Genomic DNA, 15,991 nt, shown 5'->3' with positions numbered 1-15,991 from the left:
TCGCAACGATTCACTTTCGAAGCACCTTGATCCGGCCCTCGGAATGGAGCACGTGGACTCTTTCCGTGCAGCACAACGCGTTAGAGTTAGATGTCATCACTGCCAGCTTTGTCCCGACGTCAGTTCCTCCGCACATCCGGTTTGGCAATCGCCTCCGCCGGACTTGCGGGTTGCACCTCTTCGATGAATACGGACCGCTTCCGCGAGCAAACGATGCCGGTCTACCGCAATCCCGCGCTCGAAAGCCGCTGGACCGGCCCCCCGGGCGGGATCTTCGAGGGACCGGTGGGCGAGGGGCCGATCGGCTTGCCGCCGCAGGATGCCTATTACGCGGAGATCTACGCGGCGCGGGAGGATGGCGGCTTTCTGATCCCGGAGGTGCCCTTCAGACAGATCGATCCGCGCTTCTATCGCCAGGAAGTCGGCGATCCCTTCGGTGAGGCCCCTGGCACGATCGTCGTCGATACGGCCGACCGCTATCTCTACCTCGTGCAGCCGGGCGGGCGCGCGATGCGCTATGGCGTCGGGTTAGGCCGCGAAGGCTTCGCCTGGTCGGGCCGCGGCCTGATCCAGTGGAAGCAGAAATGGCCGAAGTGGACGCCGCCGAACGAAATGATCGCCCGGCAGCCGGTGCTGGCGAAATATTCCGCTGATAATGGCGGCATGCCGCCGGGGCTCGACAATCCGCTCGGCTCGCGCGCGCTCTACATCTTCCAGAACGGCCAGGACACGCTGTATCGCGTCCACGGGACGCCCGAATGGCAATCGATCGGCAAGGCCGTTTCTTCCGGTTGCGTCCGCATGGTCAATCAGGACGTGATCGATCTTTACGATCGCGTGCGCAACAAGGCGCCGATCCTCGTCATCTGACGCCGGACGGAAAACCGTTATGCACTGTTCCTGCAGGTGCTCTTGTCAGCTTTCGTGTCGACTACCGGCAAGCCGCTGCGTCAGCCGGTGCAGCGCGTCGCGCAACTCGCCGACCTCCTCCAGGCTGCAGCCTGATGCACTGCCGATGTCGCGCAGAATACCGAAGGCTTCGGCCTTCAGCTCCCGGCCGCCATCCGTCAGGCTGACGATCACCTGCCGCTCGTCCGCCGCATCGCGTACACGGCGGACATAGCCGGCTGCTTCCAGCCGCTTGAGCAGAGGCGAAAGGGTGCCTGAATCGAGGCCCAGCTCTTCGCCGATTCGTTTCACCGTCATGCGGTCCTGCTGCCAGAGAGTGAGCAGCACGAGATATTGCGGATAGGTCAGCCCGAAGCGGTCGAGCAACGGCTTGTAGGCGCGATTGAAGGCATGCGCCGCCGAGTAGACGGCGAAACAGAGCTGGCGTCCGAGCGCCAGCGCCTCATCGGAATCCGCGTCGAATTTTGCCGCTTTCCTCGTCATGATGTCATTGTCGCAAATTCACGCCGGCAAAGCAATTTGCAAAATTAATTTGCGCGCTATTTAATCTTGCGATATATAAATCCGGCAACCACAAGGAAGGAGACTGTCATGCCCATCCTCTATCGCACTACCGCGTCCGCGACCGGCGGCCGCGCCGGCCAGGCCAAGAGCAAGGACGGCGTTCTCGACGTGACGCTGACCGTTCCGAAGGAACTCGGAGGCGACGGCGCGCGCGGCACCAATCCCGAGCAACTCTTTGCCGCCGGTTATTCCGCCTGCTTCCTCGGTGCACTGAAATTCGTCGCCGGCAAGGAGAAGGTAAAGCTTGCGGAAGACACGACGGTGACGGGCACGGTCGGCATCGGACCCCGCGACGACGGCACAGGCTTCTTTATCGACGCGGCGCTGGAAATCTCGTCACCCGGCGTCGAAAAGGCCGTGCTGGAAGACCTCGTCCAGAAGGCGCATATCGTTTGCCCCTATAGCCATGCGACCAGGGGCAATGTCGACGTTAAGCTGACGGTGGCCTGATCGGACCGTTGCAGATTACCGAAGCCCGTCACTCCGGGCTTCGGCTTGCCCCGGCAGTTCCGCCGCAAGCAAGTGTCGGGGATCGACCGGGACGCATCACGCCTTCTTCAGAAACTCGGTACGCAGCACCAGGCCCTTGATTTTTTCGACCCGGCATTCGACCTCGTCCGGATCGTCCGTCAGGCGGATGCCCTTGACCAACGTGCCGCGCTTCAGCGTGGCGGACGTTCCCTTTACCTTCAGATCCTTGATCAGGATGACATTGTCGCCGTCCTTGAGAACGGCGCCGTTCGAATCCTTGACGTCCATGGCCGACCCTACCGCTTCAGGCTGCCGAGAATGCCGCGCACAAGGGCTCGTCCCACCTGGGTCGCAACCGTTCGTGCCACCGACTTCATCGCAGCTTCCATGATGGTCTCCCGTTTGTAGCCGGAGGATCGCGGCCGGGCCTGCTTGCCGGAGGGCGCTTCGGCCGTGTCGTCGCCGAAGCCGGGCAGGGTCCAGCGGCTGCCGCCGGAAGTATCCTCGGCCGGTTTTTCTTCAGCCTGCCGGGCAGCCTCCGCCTGTTCCGCTGCCTTGGCCGCACGTTTGGCGAGCATCTCGTAGGCTGAGTCGCGCTCGAAGTCCTCGTCATAGAGACCGCGCACCGGGCTCACGTCCACCACCTTCTGCCGCTCCGCATCTGTGAGCGGGCCCAGGCGCGACGCAGGCGGCCGGACCAGGGTTCTCTCGACGATCGACGGCGATCCCTTGCCCTCGAGCGTCGAGACCAGAGCCTCGCCGGTGCCAAGGTTGGTGATCACGTCGGCACAATTGAAGTCGGGGTTCGGGCGGAATGTGTCGGCAGCCGTCTTGACGGCCTTTTGTTCGCGCGGGGAATAGGCGCGCAGCGCGTGCTGGATGCGGTTGCCGAGCTGTGCGAGGACCGCCTCCGGTACGTCCAGCGGGTTCTGCGTGACGAAATAGACGCCGACGCCCTTAGAGCGGATCAGGCGGACGACCTGTTCGACACGCTCGACGAGAACCTTCGGCGCATCGTTGAAGAGCAGATGTGCCTCGTCGAAGAAGAACACCAGCTTCGGCTTGTCGGGATCGCCGACTTCGGGCAGCTCTTCGAACAGCTCGGACAAGAGCCACAGCAGGAAGGTCGCGTAGAGACGCGGGTTCATCATCAGCTTGTCGGCGGCAAGCACCGAAATCGCGCCGCGCCCGTCATTGGTGGTCCGCATGATGTCGGTGATCTTCAGCGCCGGCTCGCCGAAGAAATGCTCCGCACCCTGCTGTTCCAGGATCAGGAGTTCGCGCTGGATCGAGCCGACGGAGGCCTTGGAAATGAAGCCGAACTGATTGGAAAGCTCGCTCGCATTCTCGCCCATGTAATTGAGCAGCGCCTGCAGGTCCTTGAGGTCGAGCAGCGGCAGGCCGCCCTCGTCGGCGATCTTGAAAGCGATGTTCAACACGCCTTCCTGCGCGTCCGTCGCATTCATCAGCCGCGACAGAAGCAGCGGGCCCATTTCGGAGATGGTGGTGCGGACCCTGTGGCCCTTCTCGCCATAGAGATCCCAGAAGATCACCGGGAATTCCTGGAAATCGTATGGGTCGAGGCCGATCTGTTCGGCGCGCTTCAGCAGGAAGTCCTTGGGCTCGCCCATCGCGCCGATACCGGAGAGGTCGCCCTTGACGTCCGCACAGAAGACCGGAACCCCCGCGTTGGAGAAACCCTCGGCCAGGATCTGCAGCGTGACGGTCTTGCCGGTCCCCGTGGCGCCGGTGATCAGCCCGTGGCGATTGCCGAACTTCAGCTCCAGATATTCGCCTTTGTTGATCGAATCGTCCGGCTTGCGGCTGGTTCCGATATAGATCTTGCCTTCCTGCAGCATGGGGGCTTCATCTCCGTCTTGTCAATTTTATCAATGAAAGCGGGTATTTCCCGCATGTCGCACAAAGTCGGTCATCGAAACATAGCGTGGATCTGTTATAGGCGGTGCGTTTGTTCCCGGCAACATGATTGCGGACGGGAACAAGGCCGGTTTGCCATCTGGCGAGCTCCGTGAAACGATGCTGCGGAGGTGGCGGATATGGTATTCGGGGTTCGTTTCGATGCCCTTGTCATCCCGGCATCGTTCATTTACCTTGACGTTAACGTCAAAATTCGATTGAGGAGATTTCCATGAGTGAACTGGTCACGCGCGTGGCGGAAAATGTCGGAATCGAGACCGCAACGGCGGAAAAGGCAGTCGGGATGATCCTCGGCTTCCTGCAGCGTGAGGCCGCCGAAGGCCCGGTCGCCCAGATGATCGAGGCGATCCCCGGTGCGCCCGAACTGGTCGCCCAGTACAATGGCGAGGGCAGCAATGGTGGCGGCCTTCTTGGCGGGCTGATGTCCGCGATCGGCGGCGGCGGCGGCGTCATGGCGCTCGGGCAGCAATTGATGAGCCAGGGTCTCGGCATGGGAGAGATCACGGCGCTCGCCAAAGAGACGATCGCATTTGCCAAGGAGAAGGCGGGCGACGAAGTCGTCGACGAGGTGGTCGCCTCCGTTCCGGGCCTCAGCCAGTTCGTTTGATGGCACCGCGATCAATGCCCCCTCTGGCCTGCCGGCCAGAGGGGCGGCCGGAATGCCTTCCCCTCACGCATCCCATTCGGGAGCAAGACCCTGCGGATTGACGATCCGCCCGTTCGGGCGGGCAAGCTCGCGGACTGCCGCCATCTCCTCCCGCGTCAGCGCGAAGTCGAATATCGCGAAATTCTCCTTGAGCCGCGCCTCCGTCGCCGTCTTCGAAAGCACGATCACGTCCTGCTGTTGCACGAGCCAGCGCAGCGCCACTTGCGCCGCCGTCTTGCCGTGGCGGCCGCCGATTTCCGTGAGTAGCGGGTCGGCAGGCACTTTGCCGTTGGCCATGGCATAGTAGGACGTGAGCGACATTCCGAGCCGCCGCGCCGTCTGGAGGACCTTGGTCTGGTCGAGATAGGGGTGATACTCGACTTGATTCGTGGCGATCGGCGCATCGCTGAGACGCGCCGCCTCTTCCATTTGCGTGGTGTTGAAATTGCTGATGCCGATATGGCGTACCTTGCCGGCATTCCGCACCTCGTTCAGCGCGCCGATCCGTTCGGCCATCGGCACGTCGCTCCCCGGCCAGTGCAGAAGCAGCAGATCGACATGGTCGGTCCTCAGCTTTCTCAGGCTCTCATCGACCGAGGCGATGAAGGCGTCGTGGCGATAGTTGTCGACCCAGACCTTCGTGGTCAGGAAGACGTCCGCCCGTGGAATGCCGGACTTTTGGATGGCCTCGCCGACTTCCGCCTCGTTGCCGTAGATCTGTGCGGTGTCGACGTGGCGGAAACCGAGCTTCAGGGCCTGCGGCAGGATGCGAAGCACCTCCGCTCCGGACATACGGAATGTGCCGAAGCCGAGCGCGGGAATATTGGCGCCGTTGGAACTGACTGCATGCATTGAGAACTCCTTCGCTGCGAGCGCCCGGCGGGGCCGAGGCGCGATCTCCTATACTTGTCCGCGCAAGGCGCGCCTTCAAGCTTGTCCGGAAAACACGGCCGCGCCTGTCCGGCGGAAAACCGCGCGCAGTTTTCCTCATCCCGCTCTAAGGCCTGTTGAGATTCATCTGGAGTCTAAGACGGTTGCTGCGAGATGGATGATGGCGCTTCTCTCGCCCTGTGCTTGTCACAGAGATCCAGCGGCGCCGCGTCGGCGGCGCGGGAAGAGGTCTTTCAGCCCAAGGACTTGGTCTGGCTGGATCCCTGTGACGAGCACAGGGATGAGGAGATCAAACAAGCCGCGGCAGGAAATCCAAATCTCAACAGGCCTTAGATCACGATGTTTTTAGGTCGGGTCGACCTAAAAACATGAACGTGATCGATTCCAATAGGGAAAACCGCACACACTTTTCCTCGCTCTAGAGATTTCTTGTCGCCACGATGAAAAGCCGAGGGAAACGCAGGAGCACGCGCCCATTTTTCATCGCCGGATAGGCCTTCCTGATCTTTTCGGCATAGGCGGCAAGGTAGCCGGCGCGTTGGGTGGTGGGCAGCGCGTCGAGATAGGGGCGTAATCCCGTGCCCTTCACCCATTCGACAATCGCGTTCGCATTCGCGAGCTGGTGATAGTAAACGGTGTGCCAGACATCGACCCGGACCTCCTTCGAGGCGAGCCTTTCGACATAGGTCGCCGGTGAAGGCAGGGACCTGCGCCGAATGGTGCGGCCGGCGAAGGCCGGGGCGAAGGCGGACTCCTCTGCCGTTTCCTCCATCAGAAGATGCGTCGGTTCATCGAGATTGTCGGGCATCTGCACCGCGAGCGTTCCGCCGGGCGCAAGCGCCAGGATGAGCCGCTCGAAAAGCGTGACGTGCTCCGGCAGCCACTGGAAGACCGCATTGGCGAAGAAGAGCGCGCTTTCCGCCGGCGGCGTCCAGGCAGCGAGGTCGCCTCTTTCGAAGCGCAGGTCCGGCAAGCGGGTGCGCGCGGCCGAAAGCATGTCATCGTCGCTGTCGATGCCGGTAAGCGGGCTGCCCGGAAATCGTGCGAGGATCAACTCGGTCGAATTTCCCGGGCCGCAGCCGAGGTCGAAGGCGGGGCCAGCGGGCAGATCGGGTACCTGCGCCAGCAAGTCGCGCGCCGGACGCGTCCGCTCGTCCTCGAACTTGGCATATTGCGCTGCCGACCAGGACATGGGCGTGGCTCCTTCATATGCCGAACTGCAAGCTTTCGAGCGAGGGGAGGATCAGCGAAGGACCATGGTCCTTGTATTCATCCGGCCCGTCGGCTCTGTTGATCCAGACCGTGCGAAAACCGAATTTCGTGGCGCCGGCGATATCCCACCGGTTCGAGGACTGGAACGAGACCGCCTGCGGGTAGAGCCGGTAGCTCGTCGTCACCAGATCGTAGACAGCCGGTGCCGTCTTGAACGCCTTGACGGCATCCACCGAGAAAACGTCGTCGATGATGATATCGAGGGCGGCGTTCTTGACGGCCGAGGCCAACATGGCCGGCGAACCGTTGGAAAGAATGGCGATACGGGCGCCGAGTTCCTTCAATCCCTTGAGGACAGCGGGAACTTCCGGATAACAGTCGAGCGCCCAATAGGCATCGAGAAGAGGCTTTTTGAGCTTGGGATCGGCGGAGGGGAAGCGCTGAAAGGCGTAGTCGAGCGATTGCTCGGTCAATTCCCAGAAGTCGACATAGGCGCCCATCAGCGAGCGCACCCAGGAATATTCGAGCTGCTTGGCGCGCCAGAGTTCCGAAAAGGCCTGGCCGTCCGGCCCGATCGCCTCGGCGTGCCGGCGTACGGCCGCATGCACGTCGAAAAGCGTGCCATAGGCGTCGAAGACATAGGCCGCGTAAGACATCGAGTTCTCCCGTCTATCCACCGTCCGGGCGGTGCGCCGGAGGTTTTCACCATATCGCGCGCGTGGCCGCCGGGCAGGGGCTTGTGGCATTGCGTCGGAGACGCTGTGCCTCAGCATTCTTTTGCGTGCATCATGTCAAAACTTTGTGCGCCGCACAATGTCTTCGTCGCCCGCCTTCGTTCAATCTTTCCAAACCTTTGCCGGGAAACGCAGCGCCTGTTTCGCAAGTTTGCCCTTGAGCCCGAGAGCCGCGTCGAAAAGGCCGAGCACGTGCCGGTTCGGCTTCGCCTCCGGGCGCAGCGCGTGAAGCGCTGCCGCAGCCTCCTCCGGTCCCATATAGCGCGCCAGAACGCCGAGGGTCAGCGCCGTCGAGCGCCCGATGCCCCTGAGGCAGTGGATCAGCAAATGTGCCTCTTCGGGCAGGCTGTCGATGAAGGCGAACGTCGCCTCGATCGCCGCCGGACGCGCAGCATCCGGGGCATCCGGGTCGATGGTGTCGCCGAAGCGGAGTTCCAGGTGCCGCTCCGGCGGCAGGTCGATCATCGAAAGCAGACGCGTCGCGGGCGCTCGGATCGAGACGAGATGCGTCGGCGCCCATAGCGCGCGATTGTGCCGCGCCTCGGTTTGCGAGCTCACGATGAGGCGCACCGGCCAATCGTTCGGATGCGCCGGATTCGTGCCGAGAACGGGCCGATAGTAGGCGTTCTCGATAGCCTGAACCGCAAGAGCCATGACGTGCCTCCTGATTCGTCTCGGGTTGCCGGCAGAATAGCAGCGCCGGCCCGCGACCGGAATCCGGGTCAGAACCGCGTGATGACACTGATGCCGAGGTCCGTCGCCCGGTCCATCGCAGCCAGTGCCGGCGCCGCCTCTTCGAGCGATATCTCACGGCCGATCAACGCCTTCGGGTTCAGCTTCCCGGCGGTGATCATCGCCAGCATGGCATCGTAACGCCAGGCCTGCATTCCGTGGCTTCCATAGATCTCGAGCTCATGGCCGATCACCTGCGCCATCGGGATCTGCGGCGTCGCTTGCTCCGCCAGCATAAGTCCGACCTGGACGTGCCGGCCGCGGCGGCGCAGATTTTTGATCGAGTTGAAGCAGGTAACGGGTGAGCCGAGCGCATCGAGCGAGACGTGGGCGCCACCTCGGGTGAGTTCCCTGACAGCTCCCGCGACGTCCTCCGTCTCGCGGCCGTTGATGGTGGCGACCGCCCCGAGCGTCCGGGCGAAGGCGAGCTTCTCCTCCGAGATGTCGATGGCGATTGGATTGGCTCCGAGTGCGGCGGCGATCATGATTGCCGAGAGGCCAACACCGCCGCAGCCGTGCACTGCCACCCACTCACCGCCCTTGACGCGGGCCTGGTCGACGACCGCACGGAAAGAGGTTGCGAAGCGGCAGCCGAGGCTCGCCGCCGTTGCGAAATCCATGGTCTCGGGCAGATGCACGAGGTTCTGCTCGGCAAAATCGATCGCCACATATTCCGCGAACGAGCCCCAGTGGGTGAAACCCGGTTGAAACTGCGCTTCGCAGACCTGGCTATTGCCGGAGCTGCATTCGAAGCAGCGGCCGCAACCGGAAACGAAGGGTACCGTCACCCGGTCGCCGATCCTGTAGCGGAGGACCCCGCGCCCGGTGGCCGCGATCGTGCCCGCCAGTTCGTGGCCCGGCACATGCGGAAGACGAATGTCCGGGTCGTGCCCCATCCAGCCGTGCCAGTCGCTGCGGCAAAGGCCGGTCGCCTCGATCTTGATGACGACCCCGTTCTCGGTCGGCGCCGGATCGGGAAGCGTCCGGATCTCCGGCATCTTCTCGAAGGCATCGTAGTACATCGCTTTCATCGGCGATCTCTCCCTTTGGGCGTTTTCATCATTCTGACACGTCGCTCGGGAGGGCGACAGAATGGACGCCATGACATTTTTTGATGTACCCATTCACCCTCATGCTGCTTTTTCCGGATAGAGCGGAAGTGCGTGAAGAAAAGAAGGAGGCACCGATGGCCGTCGATACATCCCCACGATCCACCACCTGGACCTTTGTCGACGGCGAGTGGCTTGCCGGCAACCCGCCGCTGATCGGCCCGACATCCCATGCGATGTGGCTCGGTTCGACCGTATTCGACGGCGCCCGCTGGTTCGACGGCATCGCGCCGGATCTCGACCTCCATTGCCAGCGCGTCAACCGCTCCGCCGAGGCTCTGGGTCTCAAGCCGACGATGTCGGCCGAGGAGATCGAGGGATTGGCCTGGGAAGGCGTGAAGAAGTTCGACGGCAAGACGGCGATCTATGTGAAGCCCATGTATTGGGGCGAGCACGGATCCTGGAGCGTCGTTGCGGTGGATCCTGAATCGACACGCTTCGCGCTTTGCCTTTTCGAGGCGCCGATGGGCAACGGCCATGCCGGCTCGTCGCTGACGCTCTCTCCCTTCCGCCGACCGACGCTGGAATGCATGCCGACCGATGCCAAGGCCGGCTGCCTCTATCCCAACAACGCCCGCATCCTCAACGAGGCACGTTCGCGCGGTTTCGACAATGCACTGGTGCGCGACATGCTCGGCAACATCGCGGAGACCGGCTCCTCGAATATCTTCATGGTGAAGGACGGCGTCGTCTTCACGCCGGCCGCCAACAGGACCTTCCTCGCCGGCATCACCCGCTCGCGCGTGATGGGGCTTCTCAGCGAGGCAGGCTTCGAAGTGATCGAAACCAGCTTGACCATGGCCGATTTCGAGGGGGCCGACGAAATCTTCACCTCGGGTAATTATTCCAAGGTGCTGCCCGTCACCCGCCTCGAGCAGCGCGAATTGCAGGCCGGTCCGGTCACGGCGAAGGCGCGCGATCTCTATATGGACTGGGCGCACGCGACCGAAAGGGAGTGATCTGCTCCCAGGCTAGATCACGATGTTTATAGGTCGGGTCGACCTATAAACATGAACGTGATCGATTCCAATAGGTTAGAGCGGGATGCGGGCGGAAAACCGCACACACTTTTCCTCATCCCGCTCTAGCCAACCGCTCTTCGAAGGTTACGGTTCAAGCGGACGGACGACCACATCGGCGGACGAGCGCGTGTTCGGTCCGTGATGGACGGCTTCGACATTGTTGCCGTCCGGGTCGAGGAGAAACGCGGCATAATAGCCCGGATGGTAGCTTCGCTCTCCGGGCGGTCCATTGTCGGTGCCGCCATTGGCCAGTCCGGCGTCGTAGAACCGCTGCACCGCATCGGGGCCTGAGGCCTGGAAGGCGAGGTGGACGCGGGTGCGGTAATCCTCTGCCGCGTCGACGAAGAACTCGTCGAACGCAAAGAACTCGTCGGTCTCGTAGGTCGGCTGGTGGCCAAGCGCGCCGAGCACCGCCTGATAGAACCGCTTGCTCGCCCTAAGGTCCGCGACGCGAAGATGCACGTGATCGATGAGCCGTCCCTGGTGGAATTCCATCGTTTTCTCCTGTGGCACGGTTGGGCATCATGCTCTCGATAACGTAAGATAGGACCGCAAGGCGGCGCGTCGAGACGCTTGCGCGCGCAGGCGGAAGTCACGAAAGCAATGAAAGTATTTTGCGTGGGTTAGCGAAATTTTGGCGCTGCATCGGTTGCCTCCCTGCGAGGCGGTGCCTATGTTCCGCTGACAGATTTCCCCGACGAAATCCATGCCAAGAGGAGATGCCACAATGGCTTTCGAATTGCCGAACCTTCCCTATGACTACGATGCGCTTGCGCCCTACATGTCGCGCGAAACGCTCGAATACCATCACGACAAGCACCACCTCGCTTACGTGACGAACGGCAACAAGCTCGCCGAGGAAGCCGGTCTTTCCGATCTTTCGCTGGAAGATATCGTCAAGAAGTCCTACGGCACCAATCAGCCGTTGTTCAACAATGCCGGCCAGCACTACAACCACGTTCACTTCTGGAAGTGGATGAAGAAGGGCGGCGGCGGCACCAGCCTGCCCGGCAAGCTCGACGCGGCGATCAAATCGGACCTCGGCGGCTACGACAAGTTCCGCGCCGATTTCATTGCTGCCGGCGCAGGTCAGTTCGGCTCGGGCTGGGCCTGGCTTTCCGTGAAGAACGGCAAGCTGGAAATCTCCAAGACCCCGAACGGCGAGAACCCGCTCGTCCACGGCGCAACCCCGATCCTCGGCGTCGATGTGTGGGAGCATTCCTATTACATCGACTATCGCAACGCGCGTCCGAAATACCTGGAAGCCTTCGTCGACAATCTCATCAACTGGGATTACGTCCTCGAGCTGTACGAAGCGGCTGCAAAGTAAGCGCTGCTTCTACCAGCGGAAATCGGCCCGGCGCTTGCGCCGGGCCTTTTCGTTGGGGCTCCGGCTTACCCGTCCGCCGCCTCGAGCGGCCGAACCGCATTTGTCTGCCATCCCGCAATCCACATCTGCCTCAGCCGGTTGCCTTCGCCGCGGAAATAGGCGTCGGCAGGTTCGCAGTGTTCAACGCGGTCGGCGCGGAAATTGCGGATATCCTGCCGCAATTCGCACCACGCGACCATCATCGCGTGTTCGGAATAATAGATCAGCGCAAGCGGGAGTACCGTGCGCTCGGTCGCGCGCCCAAGCTCGTCGCGATAGTCCAGCACCAGCTTCTGCTCGTCACGGATCGCCCGCCGGATCATGGCCAAGTCGGCCGCCGGCGGCGGCGAGGCGATCGTGCCCCAGGCGTGCAGCGCCTGTGACTGGAAGACCTTGCGCAGCGGTTCCGGCACGGCGCCTGTGATCTTCTGATTGACGCGCCGTGCCGCCGCCTTCAGTTCCTCGTCGCCGGTGCGTGCAAGAAGCGCAAGCGCAAGCACGATCGCCTCCGTCTCCTCGATCGAGAACATCAGCGGCGGCAGGTCAAAGCCGGGCCTCAGGATATAGCCGATGCCACGCTCGCCCTCGATCGGCACGCGCATCGCCTGCAGGGCGGCGATGTCCCGGTAGATCGAACGGGGCGTCACCTCCAGCGCGTCGGCGATTTCCGCCGCCGTCACCGGTTTACGGGCGAGCCGCAGCATCTGGATGATTTCGAAAAGACGCGACGCCTTGCGCATGAAGCGCCCTCTATCTGCTCACTCCTGACACGACCTTGTCAGTTGGAGAAAGATATAACACGCGCCAACGGGTTGAAACTAAACAATCCGCCCTTGAGATATCACGGAAATCGGATGAGCAACTGACATGACCTATGCGGAAAACCTCTGGCTCTTTTTCACCCTTCTCTTCGGCATCATCATCGTTCCCGGCATGGACATGGTTTTCGTCCTCGCGAATGCGATGACCGGCGGGCGCGCTTCCGGGCTTTCGGCAACGGCCGGTATCGTGGCAGGCGGCGTGCTGCACACGCTCTATGCGGCCCTTGGCGTCAGCGTCGTCCTGCATCTGGTGCCCCAACTCTTCAACCTGCTGCTCGCTGCCGGCGCGGCCTATATCGCCTGGATCGGTTTTTCGCTCCTGCGCAGTTCCATCACCATCAGCGGTGTCGAAGGAGGAGCACGGCTGTCGCGTTGGGCGAGTTTTCGCCAGGGTGCACTGACGAGCCTTATGAATCCCAAGGCCTATCTCTTCATGCTTGCCGTCTACCCGCAGTTCCTCAAGCCGCAGTTCGGTCCGGTGTGGTCCCAGGCGGCCGTCATGGCCGTGATGATCGCGCTGACGCAGCTTGCGGTCTATGGCGGGCTTGCACTTGCCGCCGGGCGCGGGCGTGATTTCCTCGTGGGCAGCCCCGGTGCCACGGTCACCATCGGCCGGCTCGCCGGTCTCCTCCTCGTCGTCATCGCCGTCTTCACGGTATGGCATGGCTGGAGCGGGGCTGCTTGAGACGCGGTCGATCAAGTAGAAAGATGAGTTCTATATTCATATATTTGAACTTTTGAAGACGTCGCCGCGCGGCCAGGTATGTGCGCGGCGAATTGTGCTGAATCGGCAAGCACATCAAAAAAAAGTTACTTCCGTAGAAAACCCAAAATGCCATCATGCCGGCGCTTCAACACTACGCCCCGGAAGCGGGTCAGACCGGAGAACATGATGAAGATACGAGCTCTTATGCTTGCCGCAGCCTTGGCGGGCCTGGGCGTGACCGCCGTGACGGCGGCCGACGAGCCGCAGGCGGTGCGTCAGCAGTTGATGAAAAAGGTGGGAAAGGCGACGGGCGAACTCAGCGGCATCGCCAAGGGTGAAAAGCCCTATGACGCCGAGATCGTCAAAGCATCTCTGGCGACGATCAGCGAGACGGTGAAGGTCTTCCCGAATCACTTCCCGGCCGGCTCTGAAACGGGAATGGAAACCGAAGCGAGCCAAAAAATTTGGGAGAACATGGAGGACTTCAAGGAAAAGGCCGCCAAGCTCGGCGGTGACGCTGAAAAGATCCTTGCCCAACTGCCCGCAGATCAGGCCGGTGTCGGCGCCGCACTCGGCATTCTCGGAAAGGACTGCAGCAGCTGTCACGAGACCTACCGTCTGAAGAAGAATTGACGATCAGACGGTTCTTCTAACCCGTTTTGAAGCGCGCCGGTTCGCCGGCGCGATCTCTCCGCAAGCAGGTCGAAAGCCCACCGGCCGTTGTCATCCGCATTCGTGATCTCAAGAGGAGCCCATGGGCCGGCGTGCGAGGTATCTGCTTTCTGGTCTGGTCCTGCTGGTGGTGGCGGGAGCGAGTCTCGCCTGGTGGTTGACCAAGCCGGATCGTTGGGACGCCGCCCATTGGGAGGGGCTCGGCGGGCCCGATCTCGCCAATGGCGAACAGATCTTCTGGGCAGGCGGCTGTGTCAGCTGCCACTCCGCTCCGGGCGCCAAGGACGACCAGAGGCTCGTCCTTACCGGCGGCCGTACCCTGAAGAGCCCCTTCGGCACGTTTTATCCGCCCAACATCTCCCCCGATGAAACCGTCGGCATCGGCAACTGGACGCTTGCGGAGTTCGGCGACGCCATGACGCGCGGCGTCGGAAAGGACGGCGAGCATCTCTATCCCTCCTTCCCCTACGGCTCCTATATCCGGATGACCGCCAAGGACGTGAACGACCTTTGGGGCTTCATGCAGACGCTGCCGAAGAGCAGCAACGCGACACCTCCGCACGATCTGGCGTTCCCCTATAATGTCCGCCTGGCGCTCGGAGCATGGAAGCTGCTGTATCTGAGCGATGAGCCGCGTACTCAGGTCAATACCGCCGACACCAAGCTCGCCCGCGGGCAATACCTCGTGGAGGGTCCTGGTCATTGCGGCGAATGTCACACGCCGCGCGATGCGCTTGGCGGTTTCGAGGAGGACCGGTGGCTCGCCGGCGCACCCAATCCTGAAGGCGAAGGCCGAATCCCCGACATCACGCCGTCTTCGAAAAGTATCGGGGACTGGAGTGCATCCGACATCGCCTCCTATCTCGAAACCGGCTTCACGCCGGATTTCGACACGGTCGGCGGCTCGATGGTCGAGGTTCAGAAGAACATGGCGGAGCTGCCGGCCTCCGACCGCGATGCGATCGCGGCCTACCTCAAGGCGTTGCCGGCGCTGTAACCGCAGCGACCGCGGCCCCCTTACCCGAGTTTCTGCAGGTAGCGCATGCCGGTTACCGGGCGCGGCACGAAGCGCTCGGACTCGTAGAAACGGTGCGCCTGGAAGTTTCCGGTGGCGGCACTGACCGAGAGGTAGTCGCAGCCCGCCATTTTCGCCTGCTCGCGAGCCTTGGCCACGAGGTGGCGCCCGATGCCGGTGCCGCGGTGACCGGGGCGGACGAAGAGGTGGTGCATTTCCATGCCGCGGGCACCTTCGGCCGCCCGGTATTGCGGGACGAGAATGGCATAACCGATCAACGCGCCGCCGGCTTCTGCGACCAGTGCCGTGATCCAGGGCGTGCGTCCGAAGAGATCCCGCTCGAGCTGTTCGGGGGTGATCGTCGCGGCATCGCCGTGATGGGCGGCAAGCTCGGCGACCATCTCGCGCAATTCGGCGAGATCACGTGGCTTGGCGCAACGGATCGTCACCATCGGCGCACGCGCCGACGGAACGGGCTGAAGGGTAGGGGTGACGGTCTGCAGCATTCTCGGCTCCTGATGGTTCTCTGCCGCCATCAGGTGCCGTGAAAAACAAAAGCCGCCTGATGGCGGCCTTGTTGAATATGATCAGCAGGCCGCTCCTATCGGAACAGCCAAAAATATACGCTGGAAATGGGCGCGTTCTTGATCATGCGCGTAGATTGTCCAAATCCCGGAATTTGTCAACGAGGAATTTCAATGCTCGTTTCCGCACAGCGAGTGGTCGGCGAGCGCGCGGATCACATAGCAATCGCCGATCGTGTGGTCGCCATGGCAAGCGACGATGCGCTCGAGCTCATGCTCCAGCCTTCTGAGCTGGGCGATCTTTTCCCGCACGGAGGCAAGATGCTCGGTGGCGATGCGGTCCGCCTCGCCGCAGGGGCGTTCCGGATGCTCGCTCAGTGCCAGAAGGTCCCGGATCGCCTCTATCGAAAGTCCGAGGTCGCGTGCGTGGCGGATGAAAGCGAGCGTTTCGAGCTCACGCTTTTCATAGCGGCGCTGATTGCCCTCCGAGCGCTCCGGTGCCGCGAGCAGACCCATCTGCTCGTAATAGCGGATGGTCGGGATTTTTACGCCCGTCCGCCGGGAAAGATCGCCGATCGTATACATGCGCCCCATTTCTCCAACATTGAAACTACGCACTTCCGGACGGAAAACCGTCACAGCACTTTTCGAATACT

General features: G+C 62.3%; 20 protein-coding genes. 8 read left to right on the top strand and 12 right to left on the bottom strand.

Annotation, left to right across the window (positions count from 1 at the left end):
* Nucleotides 1-90 precede the first annotated feature (90 nt).
* Nucleotides 91-870 carry a L,D-transpeptidase family protein gene (locus tag JOH52_RS01115; RefSeq protein WP_014529109.1) on the top strand — a complete coding sequence of 260 codons (780 nt, stop codon included), beginning with the start codon at nucleotides 91-93 and terminating at the stop codon, nucleotides 868-870.
* A 45-nt stretch (nucleotides 871-915) separates the two neighbouring features.
* On the opposite strand, the gene JOH52_RS01110 is transcribed toward JOH52_RS01115, so the two are convergent.
* The gene (locus JOH52_RS01110; protein WP_010968953.1) at nucleotides 916-1,392 is read right to left on the bottom strand and encodes a MarR family winged helix-turn-helix transcriptional regulator; all 477 of its coding nucleotides are present in this window, start codon (nucleotides 1,390-1,392) and stop codon (nucleotides 916-918) included.
* Nucleotides 1,393-1,500: 108 nt separating this feature from the next.
* Between JOH52_RS01110 and JOH52_RS01105 the strand changes: the two genes are divergently transcribed.
* Nucleotides 1,501-1,923, top strand: coding sequence for an organic hydroperoxide resistance protein (locus tag JOH52_RS01105; protein ID WP_010968954.1), 423 nt, complete (start codon nucleotides 1,501-1,503; stop codon nucleotides 1,921-1,923).
* Nucleotides 1,924-2,019: 96 nt separating this feature from the next.
* Here JOH52_RS01105 and JOH52_RS01100 read toward each other — a convergent pair whose 3' ends face one another.
* Both JOH52_RS01100 and JOH52_RS01095 read right to left on the bottom strand, forming a co-directional pair.
* Complete coding sequence (locus JOH52_RS01100) at nucleotides 2,020-2,232, bottom strand: alkylphosphonate utilization protein (protein WP_010968955.1); 213 nt, start codon at nucleotides 2,230-2,232, stop codon at nucleotides 2,020-2,022.
* An 8-nt stretch (nucleotides 2,233-2,240) separates the two neighbouring features.
* Nucleotides 2,241-3,803 (bottom strand): helicase HerA-like C-terminal domain-containing protein, encoded by a 1,563-nt coding sequence (locus JOH52_RS01095; protein WP_010968956.1) that lies wholly within the window; start codon nucleotides 3,801-3,803, stop codon nucleotides 2,241-2,243.
* A gap of 290 nt (nucleotides 3,804-4,093) precedes the next feature.
* Between JOH52_RS01095 and JOH52_RS01090 the strand changes: the two genes are divergently transcribed.
* A complete protein-coding gene (locus tag JOH52_RS01090) occupies nucleotides 4,094-4,489 on the top strand; it encodes a hypothetical protein (protein ID WP_003536701.1) in 396 nt (131 codons plus the stop codon).
* A gap of 63 nt (nucleotides 4,490-4,552) precedes the next feature.
* On the opposite strand, the gene JOH52_RS01085 is transcribed toward JOH52_RS01090, so the two are convergent.
* The 5 genes from JOH52_RS01085 to JOH52_RS01065 form a co-directional block, all read right to left on the bottom strand.
* A complete protein-coding gene (locus tag JOH52_RS01085; RefSeq protein WP_010968957.1) occupies nucleotides 4,553-5,380 on the bottom strand; it encodes an aldo/keto reductase in 828 nt (275 codons plus the stop codon).
* 457 nt (nucleotides 5,381-5,837) lie between these two features.
* Nucleotides 5,838-6,611: a trans-aconitate 2-methyltransferase gene (gene tam, locus JOH52_RS01080; RefSeq protein WP_003537253.1), complete on the bottom strand. Its 774-nt coding sequence runs from the start codon at nucleotides 6,609-6,611 to the stop codon at nucleotides 5,838-5,840.
* A gap of 13 nt (nucleotides 6,612-6,624) precedes the next feature.
* The gene (locus JOH52_RS01075; RefSeq protein WP_003537251.1) at nucleotides 6,625-7,287 is read right to left on the bottom strand and encodes a haloacid dehalogenase type II; all 663 of its coding nucleotides are present in this window, start codon (nucleotides 7,285-7,287) and stop codon (nucleotides 6,625-6,627) included.
* A gap of 180 nt (nucleotides 7,288-7,467) precedes the next feature.
* Nucleotides 7,468-8,019: a phosphatase gene (locus tag JOH52_RS01070; protein WP_010968958.1), complete on the bottom strand. Its 552-nt coding sequence runs from the start codon at nucleotides 8,017-8,019 to the stop codon at nucleotides 7,468-7,470.
* 68 nt (nucleotides 8,020-8,087) lie between these two features.
* Nucleotides 8,088-9,128: a zinc-dependent alcohol dehydrogenase family protein gene (locus JOH52_RS01065; RefSeq protein WP_010968959.1), complete on the bottom strand. Its 1,041-nt coding sequence runs from the start codon at nucleotides 9,126-9,128 to the stop codon at nucleotides 8,088-8,090.
* 155 nt (nucleotides 9,129-9,283) lie between these two features.
* Between JOH52_RS01065 and JOH52_RS01060 the strand changes: the two genes are divergently transcribed.
* Entirely contained in the window at nucleotides 9,284-10,165 is an 882-nt protein-coding gene (locus tag JOH52_RS01060; RefSeq protein WP_003537246.1) for a branched-chain amino acid aminotransferase, read from the top strand.
* Between the two features lie 147 nt (nucleotides 10,166-10,312).
* On the opposite strand, the gene JOH52_RS01055 is transcribed toward JOH52_RS01060, so the two are convergent.
* On the bottom strand, nucleotides 10,313-10,723 hold the full coding sequence (locus tag JOH52_RS01055) for a VOC family protein (RefSeq protein ID WP_003537244.1): 411 nt from the start codon (nucleotides 10,721-10,723) through the stop codon (nucleotides 10,313-10,315).
* A gap of 232 nt (nucleotides 10,724-10,955) precedes the next feature.
* Between JOH52_RS01055 and JOH52_RS01050 the strand changes: the two genes are divergently transcribed.
* Nucleotides 10,956-11,558 carry a superoxide dismutase gene (locus tag JOH52_RS01050; protein ID WP_003537242.1) on the top strand — a complete coding sequence of 201 codons (603 nt, stop codon included), beginning with the start codon at nucleotides 10,956-10,958 and terminating at the stop codon, nucleotides 11,556-11,558.
* Nucleotides 11,559-11,623: 65 nt separating this feature from the next.
* Here JOH52_RS01050 and JOH52_RS01045 read toward each other — a convergent pair whose 3' ends face one another.
* The gene (locus JOH52_RS01045) at nucleotides 11,624-12,337 is read right to left on the bottom strand and encodes a helix-turn-helix transcriptional regulator (protein ID WP_003537240.1); all 714 of its coding nucleotides are present in this window, start codon (nucleotides 12,335-12,337) and stop codon (nucleotides 11,624-11,626) included.
* 127 nt (nucleotides 12,338-12,464) lie between these two features.
* Between JOH52_RS01045 and JOH52_RS01040 the strand changes: the two genes are divergently transcribed.
* The 3 genes from JOH52_RS01040 (at nucleotide 12,465) to JOH52_RS01030 (ending at nucleotide 14,793) form a co-directional block, all read left to right on the top strand.
* Nucleotides 12,465-13,103, top strand: a complete 639-nt coding sequence (locus JOH52_RS01040; protein ID WP_010968961.1) for a LysE family translocator — start codon at nucleotides 12,465-12,467, stop codon at nucleotides 13,101-13,103.
* A 207-nt stretch (nucleotides 13,104-13,310) separates the two neighbouring features.
* Nucleotides 13,311-13,757: a c-type cytochrome gene (locus JOH52_RS01035; protein ID WP_107010468.1), complete on the top strand. Its 447-nt coding sequence runs from the start codon at nucleotides 13,311-13,313 to the stop codon at nucleotides 13,755-13,757.
* 121 nt (nucleotides 13,758-13,878) lie between these two features.
* Nucleotides 13,879-14,793: a c-type cytochrome gene (locus tag JOH52_RS01030; RefSeq protein WP_010968962.1), complete on the top strand. Its 915-nt coding sequence runs from the start codon at nucleotides 13,879-13,881 to the stop codon at nucleotides 14,791-14,793.
* Nucleotides 14,794-14,813: 20 nt separating this feature from the next.
* Here JOH52_RS01030 and JOH52_RS01025 read toward each other — a convergent pair whose 3' ends face one another.
* Complete coding sequence (locus JOH52_RS01025; RefSeq protein WP_003537587.1) at nucleotides 14,814-15,317, bottom strand: GNAT family N-acetyltransferase; 504 nt, start codon at nucleotides 15,315-15,317, stop codon at nucleotides 14,814-14,816.
* Between the two features lie 189 nt (nucleotides 15,318-15,506).
* On the bottom strand, nucleotides 15,507-15,920 hold the full coding sequence (locus JOH52_RS01020) for a MerR family transcriptional regulator (protein WP_003537590.1): 414 nt from the start codon (nucleotides 15,918-15,920) through the stop codon (nucleotides 15,507-15,509).
* Between the last annotated feature and the right edge of the window lie 71 nt (nucleotides 15,921-15,991).

Source organism: Sinorhizobium meliloti (assembly GCF_017876815.1).
Lineage (GTDB): Bacteria > Pseudomonadota > Alphaproteobacteria > Rhizobiales > Rhizobiaceae > Sinorhizobium > Sinorhizobium meliloti.
Note: the sequence above shows the minus strand (reverse complement) of the source record. Positions and strands in the feature narration are given on the sequence as shown.

Excerpts from the sequence above, each read along its gene's own strand:
- JOH52_RS01115 (WP_014529109.1), top strand. The coding sequence starts at position 91 with ATGTCATCACTGCCAGCTTTGTCCCGACGTCAGTTCCTCCGCACATCC.
- JOH52_RS01110 (WP_010968953.1), bottom strand. The coding sequence starts at position 1,392 with ATGACGAGGAAAGCGGCAAAATTCGACGCGGATTCCGATGAGGCGCTG.
- JOH52_RS01105 (WP_010968954.1), top strand. The coding sequence starts at position 1,501 with ATGCCCATCCTCTATCGCACTACCGCGTCCGCGACCGGCGGCCGCGCC.
- JOH52_RS01100 (WP_010968955.1), bottom strand. The coding sequence starts at position 2,232 with ATGGACGTCAAGGATTCGAACGGCGCCGTTCTCAAGGACGGCGACAAT.
- JOH52_RS01095 (WP_010968956.1), bottom strand. The coding sequence starts at position 3,803 with ATGCTGCAGGAAGGCAAGATCTATATCGGAACCAGCCGCAAGCCGGAC.
- JOH52_RS01090 (WP_003536701.1), top strand. The coding sequence starts at position 4,094 with ATGAGTGAACTGGTCACGCGCGTGGCGGAAAATGTCGGAATCGAGACC.
- JOH52_RS01085 (WP_010968957.1), bottom strand. The coding sequence starts at position 5,380 with ATGCATGCAGTCAGTTCCAACGGCGCCAATATTCCCGCGCTCGGCTTC.
- tam (WP_003537253.1), bottom strand. The coding sequence starts at position 6,611 with ATGTCCTGGTCGGCAGCGCAATATGCCAAGTTCGAGGACGAGCGGACG.
- JOH52_RS01075 (WP_003537251.1), bottom strand. The coding sequence starts at position 7,287 with ATGTCTTACGCGGCCTATGTCTTCGACGCCTATGGCACGCTTTTCGAC.
- JOH52_RS01070 (WP_010968958.1), bottom strand. The coding sequence starts at position 8,019 with ATGGCTCTTGCGGTTCAGGCTATCGAGAACGCCTACTATCGGCCCGTT.
- JOH52_RS01065 (WP_010968959.1), bottom strand. The coding sequence starts at position 9,128 with ATGAAAGCGATGTACTACGATGCCTTCGAGAAGATGCCGGAGATCCGG.
- JOH52_RS01060 (WP_003537246.1), top strand. The coding sequence starts at position 9,284 with ATGGCCGTCGATACATCCCCACGATCCACCACCTGGACCTTTGTCGAC.
- JOH52_RS01055 (WP_003537244.1), bottom strand. The coding sequence starts at position 10,723 with ATGGAATTCCACCAGGGACGGCTCATCGATCACGTGCATCTTCGCGTC.
- JOH52_RS01050 (WP_003537242.1), top strand. The coding sequence starts at position 10,956 with ATGGCTTTCGAATTGCCGAACCTTCCCTATGACTACGATGCGCTTGCG.
- JOH52_RS01045 (WP_003537240.1), bottom strand. The coding sequence starts at position 12,337 with ATGCGCAAGGCGTCGCGTCTTTTCGAAATCATCCAGATGCTGCGGCTC.
- JOH52_RS01040 (WP_010968961.1), top strand. The coding sequence starts at position 12,465 with ATGACCTATGCGGAAAACCTCTGGCTCTTTTTCACCCTTCTCTTCGGC.
- JOH52_RS01035 (WP_107010468.1), top strand. The coding sequence starts at position 13,311 with ATGAAGATACGAGCTCTTATGCTTGCCGCAGCCTTGGCGGGCCTGGGC.
- JOH52_RS01030 (WP_010968962.1), top strand. The coding sequence starts at position 13,879 with ATGGGCCGGCGTGCGAGGTATCTGCTTTCTGGTCTGGTCCTGCTGGTG.
- JOH52_RS01025 (WP_003537587.1), bottom strand. The coding sequence starts at position 15,317 with ATGCTGCAGACCGTCACCCCTACCCTTCAGCCCGTTCCGTCGGCGCGT.
- JOH52_RS01020 (WP_003537590.1), bottom strand. The coding sequence starts at position 15,920 with ATGTATACGATCGGCGATCTTTCCCGGCGGACGGGCGTAAAAATCCCG.